Annotated in this window: 10 protein-coding genes; 3 read left to right on the top strand and 7 right to left on the bottom strand. The window is 45.8% G+C overall.

Going from position 1 to position 19,099, the window contains the following annotated elements; translation table 11 throughout:
* Nucleotides 1-21 precede the first annotated feature (21 nt).
* Nucleotides 22-726, top strand: a complete 705-nt coding sequence (locus MIC7113_RS16335) for a pentapeptide repeat-containing protein (RefSeq protein WP_015183267.1) — start codon at nucleotides 22-24, stop codon at nucleotides 724-726.
* Between the two features lie 67 nt (nucleotides 727-793).
* Here MIC7113_RS16335 and MIC7113_RS16330 read toward each other — a convergent pair whose 3' ends face one another.
* Nucleotides 794-2,401, bottom strand: coding sequence for an adenylate/guanylate cyclase domain-containing protein (locus MIC7113_RS16330; RefSeq protein WP_015183266.1), 1,608 nt, complete (start codon nucleotides 2,399-2,401; stop codon nucleotides 794-796).
* 98 nt (nucleotides 2,402-2,499) lie between these two features.
* On the opposite strand from MIC7113_RS16330, the gene mnmH reads away from it, so the two are divergent.
* Together mnmH and MIC7113_RS16320 are read left to right on the top strand one after the other, a co-directional pair.
* Nucleotides 2,500-3,549 carry a tRNA 2-selenouridine(34) synthase MnmH gene (gene mnmH / locus MIC7113_RS16325; RefSeq protein WP_015183265.1) on the top strand — a complete coding sequence of 350 codons (1,050 nt, stop codon included), beginning with the start codon at nucleotides 2,500-2,502 and terminating at the stop codon, nucleotides 3,547-3,549.
* Nucleotides 3,550-3,871: 322 nt separating this feature from the next.
* The gene (locus tag MIC7113_RS16320) at nucleotides 3,872-5,668 is read left to right on the top strand and encodes an iron uptake porin (RefSeq protein WP_015183264.1); all 1,797 of its coding nucleotides are present in this window, start codon (nucleotides 3,872-3,874) and stop codon (nucleotides 5,666-5,668) included.
* Between the two features lie 249 nt (nucleotides 5,669-5,917).
* On the opposite strand, the gene MIC7113_RS16315 is transcribed toward MIC7113_RS16320, so the two are convergent.
* The 6 genes from MIC7113_RS16315 to MIC7113_RS16290 form a co-directional block, all read right to left on the bottom strand.
* Complete coding sequence (locus MIC7113_RS16315; protein ID WP_015183263.1) at nucleotides 5,918-7,054, bottom strand: hybrid sensor histidine kinase/response regulator; 1,137 nt, start codon at nucleotides 7,052-7,054, stop codon at nucleotides 5,918-5,920.
* 244 nt (nucleotides 7,055-7,298) lie between these two features.
* Entirely contained in the window at nucleotides 7,299-11,246 is a 3,948-nt protein-coding gene (locus MIC7113_RS37690) for a PAS domain S-box protein (protein WP_015183262.1), read from the bottom strand.
* Between the two features lie 205 nt (nucleotides 11,247-11,451).
* Complete coding sequence (locus MIC7113_RS16305) at nucleotides 11,452-12,558, bottom strand: hybrid sensor histidine kinase/response regulator (protein ID WP_015183261.1); 1,107 nt, start codon at nucleotides 12,556-12,558, stop codon at nucleotides 11,452-11,454.
* Between the two features lie 145 nt (nucleotides 12,559-12,703).
* Complete coding sequence (locus MIC7113_RS33425) at nucleotides 12,704-16,027, bottom strand: PAS domain S-box protein (protein WP_015183260.1); 3,324 nt, start codon at nucleotides 16,025-16,027, stop codon at nucleotides 12,704-12,706.
* A gap of 720 nt (nucleotides 16,028-16,747) precedes the next feature.
* Complete coding sequence (locus MIC7113_RS16295) at nucleotides 16,748-17,896, bottom strand: ABC transporter ATP-binding protein (protein ID WP_015183259.1); 1,149 nt, start codon at nucleotides 17,894-17,896, stop codon at nucleotides 16,748-16,750.
* Between the two features lie 289 nt (nucleotides 17,897-18,185).
* Nucleotides 18,186-19,055 carry a carbohydrate ABC transporter permease gene (locus tag MIC7113_RS16290; RefSeq protein ID WP_015183258.1) on the bottom strand — a complete coding sequence of 290 codons (870 nt, stop codon included), beginning with the start codon at nucleotides 19,053-19,055 and terminating at the stop codon, nucleotides 18,186-18,188.
* Nucleotides 19,056-19,099 lie beyond the last annotated feature (44 nt).

The raw sequence follows: 19,099 nt of genomic DNA, 5'->3' as shown, positions 1-19,099 counted from the left end.
TGCTACAACTGAGTTTTCAAAATGGGGAATGAACCTATGGATGCCAACGAACTTCTGTCCCGTTATGCCGCAGGAGAAAGAGACTTTCGGGACGCCGAGCTACCTGGTGCAGATCTCAGTGGTGCTAACCTGAGTGAAGCCGACCTACGAGAAGCCAACCTCAGTGGTGCCAACCTTAGCGGTGCAGACTTAATTGGTTCCAGCCTCACTGATGCCAACTTAAGTGATGCAGATTTAAGGGATGCCAACCTGATTGGTGCCAAACTCAGTGTTGCCATCTTGAGTAATGTCAATTTAGTGGGTGCCAACCTCAGTGGTGCTGAACTCAGTGGTGCCAACCTGAATGAGGCAATGTTAGGGGCTGCCAACCTGATTGGTGCCATTTTGATTCGAGCCAAGCTACATGCAGCCAACTTAAACGGTGCCAATTTGAGCATTTCCAACTTAATTGGTGCCAACCTCAGTGGTGCCAACTTGATTGGTGCCAACCTCAGTGGTGCCAACTTGATAGAGGCCAACCTGAACGGGGCTAACTTAAATGGCGCTCGGTTGTATCGAGCCAACCTGGCACATGCCAAGTTAAATGGGGCTAACTTAAGTAATGCCGATTTCAGTGATGCCAATTTAGCTAAGACTGACTTGACTGATGCTAATTTGGAGAACGCCAATCTGGAAGGAACTATCCTGAATGTGGCGATAAGTTCCGAACCCAGTACCGTGAGTTAATCGTAGAAAGTCTTCAGGGTGCGTCCCCTTCCGATTGGATATTCATCGGCAAAATTAGATGTTGTATTCATGGCCAATTTTCCCAGAGGAGGCGATAAAGTTGTAAGGGCTGATCTTTACCTTTTACCGAAATCAGATCGAGTTGTTCAAGAGGCAATTCCCAATCTCTAATTTTGTCAAATGTACTTTGAGAAATTAGAATTTCGCCCGCTTGAGCCACACTACAAATTCGACTCGTTACATTCGTCGTATCCCCGATCGCTGCATATTGAATCAATCGTTCTGAGCCAATATTTCCGGCTGCCACTTTTCCTGTATTGATGCCAATATGAATTTGAATTTGTAAGTTGCGCCGATTGAGCCAGTCCTCATTCAGACGGCAAACCGCCCATTGCATCTCAATGGCGGCTCGAACAGCTCGTTGTGCATCATCTTCTTTGCGATAAGGCGCACCCCAAATCGCGAGTAAGGCATCCCCTATATATTTTTCGAGCGTGCCTTCATAGGGAAACACAATCTCCTCTACCATAACTTTAAAGTACTCATTGAGCATCTCAATGACTTGATGCGGTTCCATCAGGGAAGACATTTTTGTGAAGTCACTAATATCAGCAAATAGGGCTGTTACTTCTGTTTCCACAATCTCTAAATTGCCTTCTTCCCTCAGTTTTTTACTGACACTTTGAGGAAAAAAGCGTTCTAATTTATCACGGATGACAGCTTCTTCTTGGATCTTTTTGTAGAGACGGGAATTATCAATCGCGATCGCAGATTGGTTGGCAAGAGCCGTCAAAAATTCCAAATCTTCGTCTAAATAAATATTGGACAACGATAAATTATCTACATATAACACCCCAATTACTTCTTCCCTCGGTTTTAGGGGTACGCACATCGATGCATGAATCTTTTGTCCCAGAATTGAGTCCGAGTCACTAAATCGCTGATCAATACAGGCATCCGTGATTAAGATAGCCTCTCCACTGTGGCGTACCAAATTAGTAATTCTGCGGCTATAAAACTGCTCATCCGGTGGAATACGCGGCTGTAATTTGACAGCTTTGTGTTCAAGACATCCGGTATACTCATTGACGAGGAGGATTGCTACTCGATCGACCTTCATAATTTCCAGCAGGAGGCCGAGAATTTTATTGAGCAGTCGCTCAAGTTCTTCAGGAGTGGAAAGCTGTTTACTCACTTCTAGCAAAATTTTCAACTTATCGACGGCCCGCTGCGTTGTATCCTGCTGTTGTAGGCGAATGACTGAGCCACTGACTCCATCCTCATCGAGTAAGTGTTGGATCGCTGTAACGCTGGGTTGGGGCGAAACTTGTTTAACAATAGAGATCGTCGAGTCTTCCTCTCCCAAACACCCTTGTTGATCGCTTCTAAGTCGCTCAACAAATTGGCAAACCACCTTCCCAAAACGAATGCTGTCCCCATCCTTGAGTTCGCAATGGTCAATTTGAATCTCGTTGACAAAGGTACCGTTGCGACTGTGCAGATCGGTAATAAACGCCTGATGGTAGCCGATCGCAATCTCTGCATGGTAACGAGAAAGACTCTGATCTTGGACAAAGATACGGCTGTCCTCATCGCGTCCGATGGTGTTTGTACCCAGGCATAATTCTTGAATGCTTTCGTTAGGAGTCTCAGGATCGTAGATCAGATAAGGCACACCCCATCCTCACGCTACAAGGAATTAACTATGAAGATAGCGAAGATTAGGGAGCAACCCAAATTACCTCTCATGGATGATTAAATAAAATTAACTTTATGATGCGATCGCCTAACTATACCGAGCAACCTTGGACAGAAACTTACAGCGAGATTATTGATGTTCGCAGTGAAAGTGAGTTTGCCGAAGATCATATCCCTGGTGCCATTAACCGACCTGTTCTGAATGATGCGGAACGTGCCAAAGTCGGCACAATTTACAAACAAGTCTGCTCCTTTGAGGCTCGCAAAGTCGGTGCCTCCCTAGTGGCGCAAAATATTGCTCGGCATCTGGATGACCACTTTGCCACCAAAGCGAAAGACTACCATCCCCTCGTCTACTGCTGGCGTGGGGGTCAGCGCTCCAACAGTATGGCATTGGTCTTGAGTCAAATTGGTTGGCAGGTTACAGTCCTTCAAGGAGGATACAAAACTTACCGAACTTATGTGCGTGATCAACTAGAACAGTTACCACAACAATTGACTTACCAGGTCTTATGTGGACTCACGGGTAGTGGTAAAACCCATATCCTACACCAGTTAGCCCAGCGAGGTGTTCAGGTGCTGGATTTGGAAGGTTTAGCCAATCATCGTGGTTCCCTCCTCGGTCAACAGTGGGAAGGGAAGCTTTCACCTCAACCCTCGCAAAAATCCTTTGAATCGCAGCTCGTTCAAAAATTGCAAAGCTTTGATGTAAGCAAACCTGTGTGGGTGGAAGCTGAAAGTAACAAAATTGGACAAGTTTATTTACCCCCATCCCTTTGGCAACAAATGAAGCAGGCGAACTGTATTGAAGTTCAGTTCCCACAAGCCACCAGAATCGAATGGCTGTTGCAGGAATATCCTCACTTAATCAACCATCCCGACCTGCTCAAACAAAAACTCAAGTGGCTGAAATCTCGATATGGTCGAGACAAAATCAACGAGTGGTATAGCCTCATCGACGCGGCTCAGTGGCACACTTTAGTCGGCGATTTACTGAACTATCACTATGACCCCGCTTACCAGCGATCGCTCGGTCAATGCTATGTCCATGTAGAACGCCAGTTGCAGATACCTGATTTATCCCAGGCTAGTATTAACGGCTTGCTGGATACTTTGGGCGTTTGAATATTTCCCGTCTGTGCTGACATTGCCACATTAAAGATGGATTTTAAACTATTAAGTTTATTTATAATAATTAACAGCAAATCACTCAAGCCTAAAGCTTAATTTTCCTTCTTTATAGGGATTGACAAACTCTAAGAAATGAGTTTCAGTAATCTAGTTAACATGGAAATTTTAAAAATCATACAGTTTGTATAACAAAAGGCTATTTATTAAATTTCTTATGAGAATATAAACATTAAATATTTTGAGAGTGTTTTATAACCTACTTATCTGAGTTAAAAGCACTTACTTAATTCATTTTAAGTTTAGACGAGAGAAAATAATGTTCAGATTTATCTGGAGCGCTTGGACGGCGAGTCCAGTTGTTTTGGGTGCTTCCTTTTTGGTGGCAAATAGTACTTTTGCGGCTCAAAATCATAATAGAGAATCTGTTTTTGTAGGAGTTGAGGAACCCACCTTCACGGCTTTAACACCTTTAGAGATGAGTCTCCCTGAAGATTTGGCAAACCAAACTCTGGATGAACCACAGTTATCCTCAGAATCGGTAACCGCTGAATCAATGTCTGAGGATGTAGAACTCGTCAACGACGATAGTCCTGATCCGAGTGCGGATGACTCGATGGGACAAATTACGAATGTTACCCAACTCAGCGATGTCTCACCCGAAGACTGGGCTTATGAAGCCTTGCGATCGCTAGTGGAACGTTACGGCTGTATTGCAGGATATCCTGACGGCACCTTCCGGGGCAATCGCCCCATGACACGCTATGAGTTTGCGGCTGGCTTGAATGCTTGTTTGCAACAATTTGAGCGTTTGATTGCTTCTTCGACGAGTGTGTTAGTTCGGCGAGAGGACTTAGAAATTCTGCAACGCATCGTTCAGGAATTTAAAACCGAACTCGCTTCTTTGGGTACACGAATCGATACCCTAGAAGGTCGTGTTGCCGTTCTGGAAGACCATCAGTTTTCCACCACAACCAAGCTAACGGGGTCAGCAGACATTGGTTTAATTGACGCTTGGGGTGACAAAAAGGCTGTCCCTTCTGGACAAGAACCCACTGAAGATTTAAATGTCAACACCTTCGCCCCAGGTCGGGTGGGTTTGAATTTTGACAGCAGTTTCACGGGGAAAGACCTACTGCGCGTCAAGTTGGAAGCGGGAAACTTCACGCCCTTGGATGCCTCAGTCACGGGTACAGACATGACCTTGTATGACTTTGATACCCGTACTGGCCCGACGGGCAACGATATTGTTCTGGGTTCGTTGTCCTACCGTTTCCTGATCGGCGATCGCATGGAAGCCTTCATTGCTGCCCAAGGGTTAGGGTCTCCTGACATTGCTCCCCAATTGAATCCGGCTGGAGGGGGTCTTTCCCGGTTTGGGCAACGCAACCCCATTTATCGCCTCAGTGATGGTGCAGGTGTGGGACTGAATGTTCGATTGAGCGAAGCACTTTTAGCCACGTTTACTTATTTAGGGAGTCCAGGAAATTTCTCTAGTCCAACCTTAGAGAGGGGCATCTTTGAAGGTCAATTTGGAGCCTTAGCTCAGCTATCTTTCTCTCCCACCAAGAGTTTTGATATTGCTTTTACTTACGTGCGTTATTACTCACCTCAACCGGGAGAGGGAACGAATATCACCGGGAATACCGGCAGTGGCTTTGCTCAAACGCCCTTTGGGGATGATATCGCAACTTCAGCCAATGCTTATGGCATCGAAGCCCAATATCGATTTACTCCTCGTTTTGCTATTGGAGGTTGGGTCGGTCTAACCACGGCGCAAGCAGAAACAGGGGGGGCACTGGTGAATGGTTCGTTGGTCAACAAAGGAGATGAGGCAGAGATTTGGAACTATGCCATAGCGATGGCGTTTCGAGACTTTGGCAAAGAAGGCAATGCCTTGGGCTTTATTTTCGGAATGCCGCCGAGGGCGCGTGGGAATGATGTGATCAGCCGTAGAGATTTGAATACCTCTTATCGTGTAGAAAGTTTCTTTCGTTACAAGCTAACCAACAACATTTTTCTCACTCCCAGTTTCTTTGTCATTCTCAATCCCGAACACAACAATGCCAATGATTCAATTTTTGTAGGAACATTGCTAACGACATTCAGCTTTTAGACCGAAGTTAGGTGGTATAATTAGAGTCCTATTCTGTGCCATCTTTTGAGAAGATTACCCAACTGACTCTTGTACAACAACAAGCGTTCGATTTACTGGGTCTTCACTTGTAGTGTACTCAGTAAACGAGCAGAGAGGATTGCCTGGATTCAGCTCAGGTCAATCTTTTTGGCGATTTTGGCTAACCTAACTTCGGACTAGAGCGTCGGTTCAGTAGAAATACAGAATCTAAAATTTTTAAGATTTTAATTACCTCGAATTGAATGGAATAAATACTGTAAATATAGCGCCTTGTGGATGACTATTTTCAACAGTAATGCTGCCGTGATGGGCTTCGATTGCCATTTTACAGAACGCTAATCCTAAACCTAGTTGTGAAAGCCCTGGCATCGGAGTCCCAATCTCATACTTCTCAAAAATACTTTCCCTTAAGTGATTAGGAACTCCCGGCCCAGAATCGATCACTTGAACTTTGGCTCCTCCTACTCCTAAATATGTAGTTTTGAGAACCACTTGACTGTTTGATGGCGAGAATTTAATGGCATTAGAGAGTAAATTGTCTAGTACTCGACGAAAAATAGCGGTATCTACTTGAACCAGTCTACTCGGTGACGATCTTAAGTTTATTGCCGCTGAACTTTGTCCCGCTTCCCTCACGCTTTTGGGCAATTCACTGACAAGAGCCACATCCTTTTTAGCAGCAATTGACTCAAACTCTGCTATGGCGGACTGACAAAGTTCATCCAGATCTAATTCTTTGTAATTGAGAACCATTTTACCGGATTCTAGCTTTGCCATTATCAGCAGATTATCAATTAACGATTGTAGTTTTCGGGCATTGTTCGCAATTTGACCGACCTTTCGTTCTTGCTTTTCAGATAACACACCAAAGAGTTGCAGACTATCAGTAGATAGGACAATACTGGTGAGGGGGTTTCGTAGGTCATGCACCAGTGAGTTAACCATATCCTCCCGCAGGATTAGCAGGGCTTGTACGTTGTCATACTGCTGCTTTATCCGCAACATGGAATGAACTCTAGCTCGTAATTCGATGCCATTGACGGGCTTACTAATAAAGTCATCTGCGCCTGCCGCTAAACACAGAGCGAGGTCTTCCTTTGCTGTTAGTGCCGTCACCATAATGATAGGAACGACTTTCCATTGTGGGTTCGCTTTGATGCGCCGACAGACTTCCATGCCATCGAGTTCTGGCATCATTACATCCAGCAAAATTACATCAGGCTGAAAATTATTGAGTCGCGCAAGAGCTTGTTGACCACTAGAAGCATAATGTAACTGATAGTTTTCACTATCCAGCAGAGCTTCAATCACATCGAAGTTATCCACTTCATCATCAATGACTAAGATAGAGGGTTGAATGTCCATTAGATATCTCTACTACCGCTTTAACAAGCTGTTTCATCCCAAATCTGGTGGTCTATATATCCCTGTTTCAATCTCAAGGATTGTTCTGTGCCAATTCCCCCAGCTTTCTTCAAAAGGAGGAGTTAACCAGATTAGGTATCAATCAGATACGGGGAATATTGGTTGAGGTGGGAGGGTATATTGGGAGCGACAGTTAGAGGCTAAAGCCTCCTTCACCCGCTCAGAAATCGCCATCAAAGTTGCCCTAGATATTACCTTTTAAAAGTTGTTGTATCATTGCTGTCAGTTGTTTTAGTTTTACAGGTTTAGCCAAATATTCATTCGCACCAGCGCTTAGGCATTTTTCTCGATCATGCCGCATTGCTAGTGCTGTTAAGGCAATAATGGGCAAGCGAGTAAGCTGCTCTTCATCACGGAGGCGGCGTATCGCTTCCAGACCATCCATTCCTGGCATTTGAATATCCATCAAAATTAGATCGGGTCGTTGGCTTTTGGCTAAGTTGATCGCTTCTTGTCCATTTTTGGCGAGCAGGAGTTGATAGCCTCGGTTTTCCAGATAGTCGGACATTGTATCAATGTTTGCCTGATTATCTTCTGCTACCAGAATTAGAGGCTTCTCCCGTGCAGGGGTCGATACTCCTATCAAACTCGGTGATCCGGCAGGAGCAGGATATCGCAATTTCTCTAAAGTTGCCTGAAATTGAGCGCGAGTAATCGGTTTAACCAGATGTTCAAACGCTCCTTGACTCAGTCCTTTACTGCGCTCGTCCATCACTGAAATGATGATAACGGGAATTTTTTGGGTTTGTGGATTGGTTTTGAGTTGAGCGAGTACATCCCACCCTGACATATTCGGCAGTAGCAGGTCTAGAATGACTAGAGCAGGCTGAACCCGCTTTACTTTTCCTACTGCTCCTTCACCGCGTGGATAGACAATAGATTGCATACCCAGTTCGCTGAGGTAGCGGATAATTTGATCTGTGGCGGGAATTGAGTCTTCGATAATTAGAACTTGAACATTATCGCTGGCTAATTTAGGGGAGGGACATGAAGCTGTGATCGGCGTCGCTGGCGTACTATCGCTGGTACGGTAGGGAAGGCGGACGGTAAAACAACTGCCCTGTCCTACTTCACTGCTCACCGAGACTGTTCCTCCATGCAGAGCCATAATCTGCTGTACTAGTGCTAGACCTAAACCCGTCCCGGTGTATTGGCGGTTGAGGCGACTGTCAAGTTGGATAAAGGGCTGAAATAGCTTACCAATGTCTTCAGGGGAAATACCGATGCCGGTATCAATGATGGAAAAGCAGAGGTGCGGGGAGGATGAGGGAGATGAGGGGGACACAGGAGAAGTTGCTTCTTCAGCTTCCCCAGCTTCAAGCCGGACTTCTAGCGTCACAGTACCCCCTTCCAGGGTGAACTTGACGGCGTTGCTGAGTAGGTTAATCAGCACCTGACGCAGGCGGCGCTCATCGACTTGGATGCTGCCAAGGGTTTTGGGAATGCGGGTATTCAGGCGAATGTTTTTCTTGAGTGCCATCTGTCTGATAAAGGCCAGACTAGACTCACACAAACTCTTGACGGGAGCATTGCTGATTTCCAGTTCCAGTTTGCCGGATGCGATTTTAGATAAGTCTAAGATGTCGTTGATCAGCTCGAGCAGATGCTTGCCACTGCGCTCGATAGTAGCAATTGCCTTGGCCTGCCGCTCATTGATAGAACCGAATACGCCTTCCTGAAAACTTTCAGACATACCCAGAATGGAATTGAGGGGAGTTCTCAGTTCATGGCTCATATTCGCCAGAAATTCATCTTTGAGGCGGGTGGCGCGGGCAAGTTGGACGTTGGTTTGCCGCAGTTGGGCTTCTGCGTATCTGCGATCGCTAATGTCTTTCATGAAACAATGATTTCCTGTGACATTGCCCTGCTGATCGTAAGCCGTAATCATCGTCACTTGTTTGTAGAAAATGGAACCGTCTTTGCGAACGCCTCTGGTTTCTGCCTCAACTTTGCCTGTTTCCAGCATTTGTTGATAAACCGCGATCATATCGGGGAGATCGTCTGAATGTACGGTTTGCTGCCACAGTTGCCCAATCAGTTCTTCCGGTTCGTAACCACACAGATTGGCGTATGCCCGGTTCATAGATATATAGTATCCATTGATATCGATACGAGAAATACCTTCAACAGCATTCTGCATCGCCGTATTGAGTTCTTGCAAAGCCTGTTCGGCTTGCTTGCGATCCGTAATGTCATAGTTGATGCCCACCATGCATTGCGGTTCCCCCTGCTCATTGCGCTGAACGAGAGCGTGAGCTTTGAGAAAACGGATGGTGCCATCTGGATGAACGACGCGAAATTCTGTATCAAATTCCTTCTTGCCTTGCCATGTAAGACGAACAGCAGCTCTAACTGGAGCCAGATCGTCTGGATGGACTGCTTTTCTCCATGCCTCGTCGAGGGGGCCGCTGAAGTCAGAGGTTTGCAGTCCGTACAATTCATACATGCGGTCATCCCAGATCGGTACATGACAGCCAACATGACATTCCCAAATGCCGATCGCGCCTGACTTGATCGCCAGTGCCAGCCGATCTGAGAGGTTCCCCAGTTGTTCCTCACTGATTCGCAGAGCTTCTTCAGTTTTCTTGAGTTCGGTGATATCTCGCCCAACAGATTGCAACTTCACAAACTGCCCCAGTTCGTCAAATAACATGCGGTTAATCCACTGAGTCCAGCGAATTTCACCATTGATGATGACCCGATTTTCGATGGTGACGGTAGGATTTTCGGCACTCATGGATTGTATTGCTTGAGCAACAGTTTCCTGATCGTCTTCAAAGATTATGGGTGCATAGCTCTTGCCAATCAACTCCTCTCGCTGTATCCCAAAGTAGCGGCAGTATGCTTCATTTACAAACACAATGGTGGTATCTGGCAAAAACCGAACAATCAGTTCTGTTTGATCTTCAAGAATGGCACGGTAACGAGCTTCACTGCTTTTCAGGGCTTTTTCTATTTGTTTACGTTCGGTAATATCAATGTGGCAACCAATCATCCGGAGTGGGTTACCGTCCCTATCCCACTCAATAACGCGACCCGAACAGATGACCCAAATGGTAGAACCATTCTTATGTCGATATCTCACCTCGTTGTAATAGGGTATCTGTCCACGACTTGTGACATGTTGGTCGAAGCTTTCAAGAACCCCCGGCAAATCCTCTGGCAAAATCAGACTTTGCCACGTCTGGGGTGTATTGGGCAATTCATCGTCATCATAGCCAAACATCCGCTTGAAGGTTGGGCTTAAGTACTCCCGATCACCCGGAATATCCCAGTCGAAGTAACCAGCGAGGGAGATTTCCAGGATGTTCTCCAATAGATGTAACTCAAGCCGCAGCATTTGTGATCGCTCTCGTTCTTTCTCGGCTTGTTTGCGATCGCTAATATCGCGGAACATAAACAAGACTTTGTCATCCCCACATTTCATCACTTTAACTTCCTCATCCTGAAACCTATCCCCGATCTGAATCTGTTGTTCATAGGTTTGCAGTTCATTGGTTGCAATCGCCCGCTGAATGTGTTCTATATGCCGCTGGGCAATATCTGGTGGTAACAATTCTGACATCCGTCTACCGATCGGATCGACGGTTTGAGGCAGAAGGTCACCTGTTCGGTGAGGAGTAAAATACTCTAGATAAACACCTTCAGCATTGGTTTTGAACATTAAGTCGGGGATGGTTGCCAATATGGCTCGGCTTTTGGCTTCACTTTTCTGGCGCTCAACAATTTCAGTCTGTAGTGCCTGATTAGTAGCCGCTAAACTGGGTAGCTCAAGCGCTTTGGGCAAAAGAGAGACCAGCATTAAAGCGGTATAGAGTGAGACAATAGCTGTGATTGCTTTAAGCAACCCAGATAGCCAGTAGATAGGATGCCAAAGTGTCCACACTTCCATTAGATGAGTGGTGCCACAGGCAACAATAAAGGCGCTAAACAGCAGAAAAATCTTATTGAACGGTATATCCTGCCGCTTGCGAATAAAGTAGATGAGTGTGAGAGGAATGGAAAAGTAGGCGATCGCAATCAGGACATCAGAAATGAGATGAAGTCCTACTAGTCCAGGTTTCCACAGATAGCAATGCCCGTGAGGAATAAAGGGATTAGAAACAAAGAATGCTTGAAGGAATCGCTGCATAGCGCCAATGTCCCGATGCTGGGTTAGCAAGGAGGATGTCAAGTGTAGAATCTTTTATGTAACCTCAAACGCTCAGGCGATCGCATCCGAGAATTTACGGATATCGATAGAACAACGGCTCATGAGGGGGTGCGATCACTACCGATGGTTCAGCCTTCGCTGCAAATGGACTGGCTCATTCCTCGATCAGCCGTCTCCTATAAGCTCACAGGCTGGAAGTTGCCATTGGCAGAGCCACATTCATACTAGTCTGTTGCTCTGGAATACTATCGATTATTAATTTTCCACCGTACAATTCGATCAACCGTTTAGCCAGACTCAGACCTAACCCAAAGCCTTGCTGTTCGTAGAGTTTGCGCTCAAATTGCATATAGACGCCCATGTTAGCAATCTGTTCTTGTGTCATCCCTCGTCCTTGATCAATAATGTGGAGGTTATAGGTATTATTGTCAGAAAAACTGATAACACGAACCGAGGTTCCAGGCGTTGAAAATTTGAAGGCGTTATCCACTATCTCTTCCACAATTTTCTTAAATCTTAGTTCCGAAATTTGAGCGATCGCCTCTTGCAGTTCTAATTGTAAATCGGATTCTCTTTTGGCACTTTTAGCGGTTTGAGTGGCGATATCTGTAATAATCCTTTGGGTATTGCAATTCATCCCACTACTACGCAACGATCTAACTCGCTCTGGATTTGTTGCGATGAGTTCTAGCTCGGCTGAGAGGAGAAAATTTTGGGTTAGTCGATACAAACGCTGAGCAGAGGTGTGAATGCCTTGCAACATTTCCAAGACTTCCTCACGCTCAAATGAATCGTAGTCATCAAAGAGGAGTCCTGAGTAACTGAGGATGCCATTCAACGGGGTATTCAGTTCGTGCGGCAGTGCGTGGGTAATGTTGCCGCGTAACTCATCGAGTTGGCTTTGAGCTTTTCTTTCAAAAGCTACCTGCTTTTTCAATCGAGCAGAGATAGCTCTGAGCAGTTCTTGAATCGTAAATGGCTTGGTTAGAAAATCGTCCGCTCCAAGTTCCATTCCCTGACGGCGATCTACTGGTGTCGCTTTGGCTGTGAGAAAAATGAAGGGAACTGTTGCAGTAGATGGGGACTGACGCAGTTGTTCTACAACACCGTAACCATCAAGGTCTGGCATCATAATGTCGCAAATAATCAAATCGGGTACATTCTCCTGTGCTAATTGCATCCCGATGCGGCCATTTTCTGCTGTAATGACTTCAAAATTCTCAGCCGTGAGTATGTCCTCTAAGCTTTCACGGATATCGTCCTCGTCTTCAATCACTAGAATCTTGGTCATGGCAGGAGGTTATTTGGCGATTAGCTGGCTATGCTCAGTGTATGAAAACCGCTATATTTTGACTATAATCTGCTACAAGGTTCATCAAATAATTTTCTTCATAAGTTGTCAACCTTATGTAGTACATTCTTACTGAATCTGCGCTTTAGCAAGCTGTCAAGTTGATGACCTCTTGATGAGTCAAAGTCCCTGCCAATCCTTCCTGAAGTAATCCACTACTTTTTGGCGGCTGAATGGGAATATAAATCAAGAACTCTGTGCCCTGATCCGGTGCAGAAATACATTTCAATTGACCCCCATGTTTTTGTACAACAATTTGGTAGCTAATGGACATGCCTAAACCTGTACCTGAACCAATGGGTTTCGTTGTAAAAAACGGGTCAAAAATTCTTCGCTGTATCTCCTGCGTCATCCCTAGACCGTTGTCAGCGATCCGAATGACTAACTGATGACTTCCGTTCACTTCGGTACGAATCCAAATCTTGGGTAATTGGGATTGGGGAGTTGGCAATTGAAAATAGGAACTCCCACGCTCATCACCCAGTTCCCATGACTCATGCCTCATTTCTAGGGCATCAATCGCATTGGTGAGGATATTCATGAATACCTGATTGAGTTGTCCGGGGTAACACCTCACTAAAGGCAAGTTGCCATACTCTTTAATGATTTCGATGCTAGGACGATGCGCTTTATCTTTCAGACGATGACCAAGAATCAGTAGGGTATTATCAAGACCTTCATGAATGTCAACCCATTTTCTGTCAGTTTGTTCAGCCCTGGAGAAGTTACGTAAAGATAAAACGATTTGGCGAATGCGATCGGTTCCCATCGTCATCGAAGACAAAATTTTAGGTAAGTCTTCTTTGAGGAAATCTACGTCAATGGCTTCTATTTCAGCTTGAATTTCTCGTGCAGGGTGGGGGTAGTATTCCTGATAAAGTTGAATGAGATTGAGTAAGTCTTTGGCATACTGATTAATATGGGTGAGATTGCCGTGGATGAAGTTTAGGGGATTGTTAATTTCATGGGCAACACCTGCCACTAGCTGCCCTAGAGAGGACATTTTTTCCGATTGAATCAGTTGCGATTGAGTTTGTTGGAGTTCGCGCAGTGCCGCTTCAAGCTGAGTCGCTTTGGTTTGAGCTGTAGTTGCGGCAATGCGACTTTGTTCGTAAAGTTGTGCTTGGTTTATCCCGATCGCCAGTTGGTTCGCAACCGCTTGTAACAGTTCCAGTTCTTCGTCCGTCCAAGATTGCCAAGAAACCAAACGCCCACAAGTTAGGGTTCCCAGTTGACCCGATTGCGTTTCAACGGGCAGTGATAATAGAGCCGTCGTCCCATAGGGGAGTCGCGTCTGCTGCACGGTCTCATGGTTTTGAGTAACCTGATCGACTTGGAACTCTTCGCGATCAACCAGTTTACAGGTGAATGGACGCCAGCTTTCTAAGGGATATAAACCTAAAAAGCTGGGCAGATCGGGATTTTTGGCCTCTTTAACCACATCCCAACCGGAAGAAGTTCCGTCTTTCCTGTACCAGGCAAAGACACAGACATCAATCGCTAATCGGTTGTAAATTTCCTGTACGGCGGTTTCCAAAATCGTCTCCAAAGCCAGGGAGTTGCGAATCTGACTGGCAAGGCGGTTGAGTAGTGCTTCCTGACAGGCTAAGTCCCGAAATCTCGCTTCACTTCGCTGTAGTTCCGCCTCAGTCCGCTTGCGCTCCTCAATCTCACCTTGCAATTTCCGAATCGCTTGCCTTAATTCGGTGGTACGCTCTTCAACTCGAATTTCTAGCTCTTGTTTGGCTGTCTTAAGTGCTTCTTCTGCCTGCTTGCGTTCGGTGATGTCAATCATCACACCTTCCAAGTAACCCTCTTTGGCATATAGTTTGCCAGAGTAAGAAACCCAAAATAAAGAACCGTCTTTTCGGCGAGCTTGCACTTCAAAATTTTCAACAAATCTTTTCTCAAGTAGCTGCTGTTTAAGAATCTCTCTATCGGCTGGATTGGCATACAAATCAACCGATTTTACTCCTTCATAAGCATCGAAGCCAAACATCTTTAATACAGCCTCGTTCGCATCCAAAACTGTACCATCAACGAGGCTATTGCGAAATATCCCTACTAAGGAATTGTGGAAGAGATTTCTGTACTTTTGTTCGCTTTGTTGAAGTTCTAGCTCTGAGAGTCTGCGTTCAGTAATATCTTCGTAAGTACCAAGAACGCCGACTACCTTTCCTTGTGCATCATGAAGTGGAACCTTGTTCGTGTCCAGCCAAGCCTGTTTGCCATTGGCTTGGAGTTGGGGTTCAATAATGTGATATTCGGCTGTATCCGTCTCCATCACACGAGCGTCGCATTCCCGGAAAAAGTCGGATTCCTCCTGCTTCCAAGGCAAATCGTAGTCGGTTTTGCCAACAATCTCCTCTGGAGTAGAGCAGCCAGCCGCTAGGGCGAAGTTGCGATTGCAACCAAAGTAGACTGAATTTCTGTCTTTCCAAAAGATGAACTGAGGGATATTTTCCAGAACTAACTCTAGAAACTCCTCTTTTTCTTGAAAGGCTTTTTCGCTTTGCTTGCGATCGCTAATATCAGTGATGAACCCTTCGATTCCTATGACCTGTCCATTGTTGTCAAATACTCCGCTTCCTTTTTCCCAGACCCATTTCTCTTCACCTGATTGGGTATGAATACGATACTCAACCACATAAGGTTGCTTGTTGGCAACAGCTTGCTCCAGCGTACTGAGAACTTTTGGTAAGTCTTCGGGATGTGTAATAGAGTTATACGAATTTACCCCACTTTCTAAGAGTTCTTCATTGGTATAACCAGTCAAGTTAAGGCAGCCTTCGCTGAGGTATCGCATTGACCATTCCGGGTCGTTTGAGCAGGAGAAAGCAATGCCTGGAAGTGAATTAATAAGTGAGGCAAGCCGGCGTTGGCTTTCTGCGAGTTCCGCCTCTTTTCTTTTGGCGAGAGTGACATCCCGAAAGCTACAAACTCTGCCAACAATATTTCCCCCGATCCGATGCGGCAGCGAATAACGCTCAAAGATTCTCCCATCTTTCAGCTCAAAGATCCCATGACCTTCTGCGTCTAGATGAGATAATAAGCCTTGTGTTTCACGAAGAAAAGCGTCTGGGTCTTTGAGTTGTTCCAAAATCAATGGCAGCACAAGGCTTAAGTCTCGTGCAGTAATGACCGATTCCGGGATACTCCACATTTCGACAAACTTTCGATTAACCGTGGCGATGTGTTTCCCGTTTTGGCTGACAATAATGCCGTCAGCAGTTGCTTCAAGCGTCCCACGCAGTAGAGAGAGCAATTGCTCTAGTTCTTCTTCTGCTCGTTGACGTTGAATCACCTCCCTCAATAATTGCTCGTTGGTCGCCTTTAATGCCGCCGTGCGCTCCGCGCACTGACGAAGCTGATCGCGCATGGCTGCTATTTGGTCAGCAAATTCTTTCACTTGCAAGGCTACCTCCTTCTGTTTTCTCGATCTGCCACAAGGTGGCCTACCACTTCAGGTTATTGGTGATCTGACTGGAAAAAGCGGGATTTTTTAAATAAAAATATTTGTGATATTTAAAAAAACTCTTTAATTTTTATTTTTATTTGTTAAAAATGTAATACATTTACTACAAGTTGTAACCTTAAACCAGAGTCACTGCGTTGGGATGGATACTCTACAGCGAGGTTTACTGAGAAGAAGTGCTCACAGTTGTACACCAAAGATCTTTATAGAAATTAGTCAGCTAACTCTCTATCTAAAGAGAGGTTTCACTGGATAAATTAATTTTACTCTCTCAGGATTTATGAAGTCTCTAGTTAAAATTTCGGTTTCAGCAACCCTGTAATTGCTCTAAAATCGCGATCGCACCTTTCAGCCGGATTTCATCCCAAAATAAACAGGCGCTTCCTGATATAGAAGCGCCTAAGATAGTGCAACTTGTATGAGTTCGATGGTGTGGACGGACTCTAGTGCAGCATGGCAGAAATAACTGACCCGCTAAAATCTCCCCTGCACCCCTGCACCCCTGCACCCCTGCATCCCTGCACCCCTGCACCCCTGCACCCCTGCACCCCCGCTCCCCTGCACCCCCGCTCCCCTGCACCCCCGCTCCCCTGCTTGCACAGAGGTGGTCAGAAACTTTTGCCGGGATGCACTAGCGGGAGTCTTGTGGCAGAGCTAGGTCAATTGACGTTGGGATGGAATGGAGCCGTTTTCGATGGAAGGAAGACCGAGAGACTGAGGGGTTTGTTCGGAAGAGTGATTTTGGATGCGATCGCCGGTCTGAACATCAAACCAATGAATCGCTTGGGGTGACATGGATAGGCTCACCTCTTCTCCTTCCCACGCCTGATGCGCCGGCAACAAAGCCCGTATCCTCACCTCTGAACCCTTCACCATAACGCTGATTAAATTCTGCATCCCCAAGTTTTCCACCAGGAAAATTCGACCTTGAACCGTCACTCGATCCTCTGGAGTAGCAAGGTGAACATCTTCTGGACGAATGCCCAGAACAACCTGTGAAGGCGGTGTGGGTAAGTTGGGCATCGGAATCCTAAACTCACCTAAGACCGCCTGGTTGCCTTGGCAGGAGAGAGTCAATAGGTTCATTTGGGGGCTACCGACGAAACCCGCCACAAATTGATTTGCCGGTCGGGTGTAGATTTCCTGGGGCGGTGCCAACTGTTGCAAGTTCCCGTCGTAGAGTACAGCCACTTTGCTAGAAAGGGTCATGGCTTCCGTCTGGTCGTGAGTCACATAAACCACAGGTGCCTGTTGCTTCTCGAATAACTGTTTTAAATCCGCCCGCACTTGCTCCCGTAACAAAGCATCCAAGTTACTCAAGGGTTCATCCAACAAAAAGACATCGGGTTGGCGCACCAGAGCACGAGCGAGAGCAACCCGTTGCCTCTGTCCCCCCGACATCTGACCGGGTTTACGATCCATTAAACTTTGTAGCCCCAGTTTCTGGGCTACATCATCGACGCGCCGCCGGATTTCATCGGATGGCATTTTGCGTAGCTTTAAACCAGCGGCGATGTTGTCAGCAACCGTCATGTGGGGGTAGAGAGCGTAGCTTTGGAATACCATGGCAATGTTGCGCTTGCCAGGGCCAACACGGCTAACATCGCGCCCATTAATCACCACTTTGCCACGGGTCGGCGGCTCCAGCCCAGCAATTAAGCGTAGTAAGGTTGATTTCCCACATCCCGATGGGCCTAGCAGGGTAAGAAACTCCCCTTCCTCAACATCTATACTGATGTCTTTAACAGGAATTACTTTAGGGGTGTAGGTTTTGTTGAGATTTATGAGTTCAAGGTTTGCCATAGTTTTTATTACTTATTTCACACAAATTTGAGGTAGATTAAAGCCTGATTCTGCCATCAATTCAGGGCTATTTTCAAAAAATTTACGAGTTAAGGAAAAGAATCAAAGGTGAATTAATCATGTCTTAAAACTCCAGTTGAGTCTTCCTGCTGTCGGCAGAATGCCTTGATAAGTAGGTTGGTAACAGGCAATACCACGAGCTTTTCTATGTAAAGTTTGACTACAAATGATGGCAATTTTATTGATATCCGCTTACTTAGCCGAACCCTGAGAAAAGCCTTGCTCCCAACTATCCTTTGACAGCACCAGCGGTTAAACCCTGGACAATCTTACGCTGGAACAACAGCACCAGTATAACTAAAGGTAAGGTTCCTAATACTGTAGCAGCAGCAATCGGCCCATAGGGAATTTCAAAAGCCGACGCCCCACTTAACTGAGCGGTTGCAACGGGTATCGTCTTCATCGATTCACGGGTGATAAAGGTTAGGGCAAAAATGAATTCATTCCAGGCAGAGATAAAGGTGAGAATGCCAGTTGTTACCAGTGCAGGCAGCGTCATCGGCAACACAATCCTAACTAGCATTTCCACCGTATTGTAGCCATCGACTTTTGCCGAATCTTCCAAATCTTTGGGCAGTTGTTGGAAAAAACTCCGCATGACCAAAATCGTTAACGGCAAATTAATCGCCGTGTAAGGAAGAATTAGAGCCAAGTAGTTATTGCCTAAATGGGTAATTCTGACTACTTCTAACAGTCCCAAAAAGAGTAGAACCGCTGGAAATAGTGTGACGATTAAGACAGCGGCAAGAATGATTTTTTCGCCCGGTAGACGCATCCGTGCCAAGACATAAGCCGCCGGAGCACCTAAGGCTAATGCTAGCAGTGTTGAAGTGATGGAAACAAACGCACTATTGATGATATAGAGAGTAAATGGGCGGCGAACGAATAAAGACAGATAGTGTTCGAGGGTAAGCCGCGTGGGAAAGTAAACAGCGGGAACAGCAGAGATATCTGAATTGACTTTGAAGGAAGTTAATACCTGCCAGAGAACTGGCCCCAGGAAGAAAATAACCACCAAAAAAACCGAGATAGGCAAAAGAATTTTCCGCCAGTTGAAAGTAGAGGCTTTTTCAGCGGGTTGCTCGTGTGCGATAGTCATAGGATTGAAAAATTCAAGGATTGAAAGTGCAAAAAAAGCTGGAA

The organism is Allocoleopsis franciscana PCC 7113 (assembly GCF_000317515.1).
GTDB classification, from domain to species: domain Bacteria; phylum Cyanobacteriota; class Cyanobacteriia; order Cyanobacteriales; family Coleofasciculaceae; genus Allocoleopsis; species Allocoleopsis franciscana.
Note: the sequence above shows the minus strand (reverse complement) of the source record. Positions and strands in the feature narration are given on the sequence as shown.

What these genes read in the sequence shown, in the direction of transcription:
- MIC7113_RS16315 (WP_015183263.1), bottom strand. Translation starts at nt 7,054, where the DNA reads ATGGACATTCAACCCTCTATCTTAGTCATTGATGATGAAGTGGATAAC.
- MIC7113_RS16290 (WP_015183258.1), bottom strand. Translation starts at nt 19,055, where the DNA reads ATGACTATCGCACACGAGCAACCCGCTGAAAAAGCCTCTACTTTCAAC.
- MIC7113_RS16295 (WP_015183259.1), bottom strand. Translation starts at nt 17,896, where the DNA reads ATGGCAAACCTTGAACTCATAAATCTCAACAAAACCTACACCCCTAAA.
- mnmH (WP_015183265.1), top strand. Translation starts at nt 2,500, where the DNA reads ATGATGCGATCGCCTAACTATACCGAGCAACCTTGGACAGAAACTTAC.
- MIC7113_RS37690 (WP_015183262.1), bottom strand. Translation starts at nt 11,246, where the DNA reads ATGCAGCGATTCCTTCAAGCATTCTTTGTTTCTAATCCCTTTATTCCT.
- MIC7113_RS16305 (WP_015183261.1), bottom strand. Translation starts at nt 12,558, where the DNA reads ATGACCAAGATTCTAGTGATTGAAGACGAGGACGATATCCGTGAAAGC.
- MIC7113_RS16320 (WP_015183264.1), top strand. Translation starts at nt 3,872, where the DNA reads ATGTTCAGATTTATCTGGAGCGCTTGGACGGCGAGTCCAGTTGTTTTG.
- MIC7113_RS16335 (WP_015183267.1), top strand. Translation starts at nt 22, where the DNA reads ATGGGGAATGAACCTATGGATGCCAACGAACTTCTGTCCCGTTATGCC.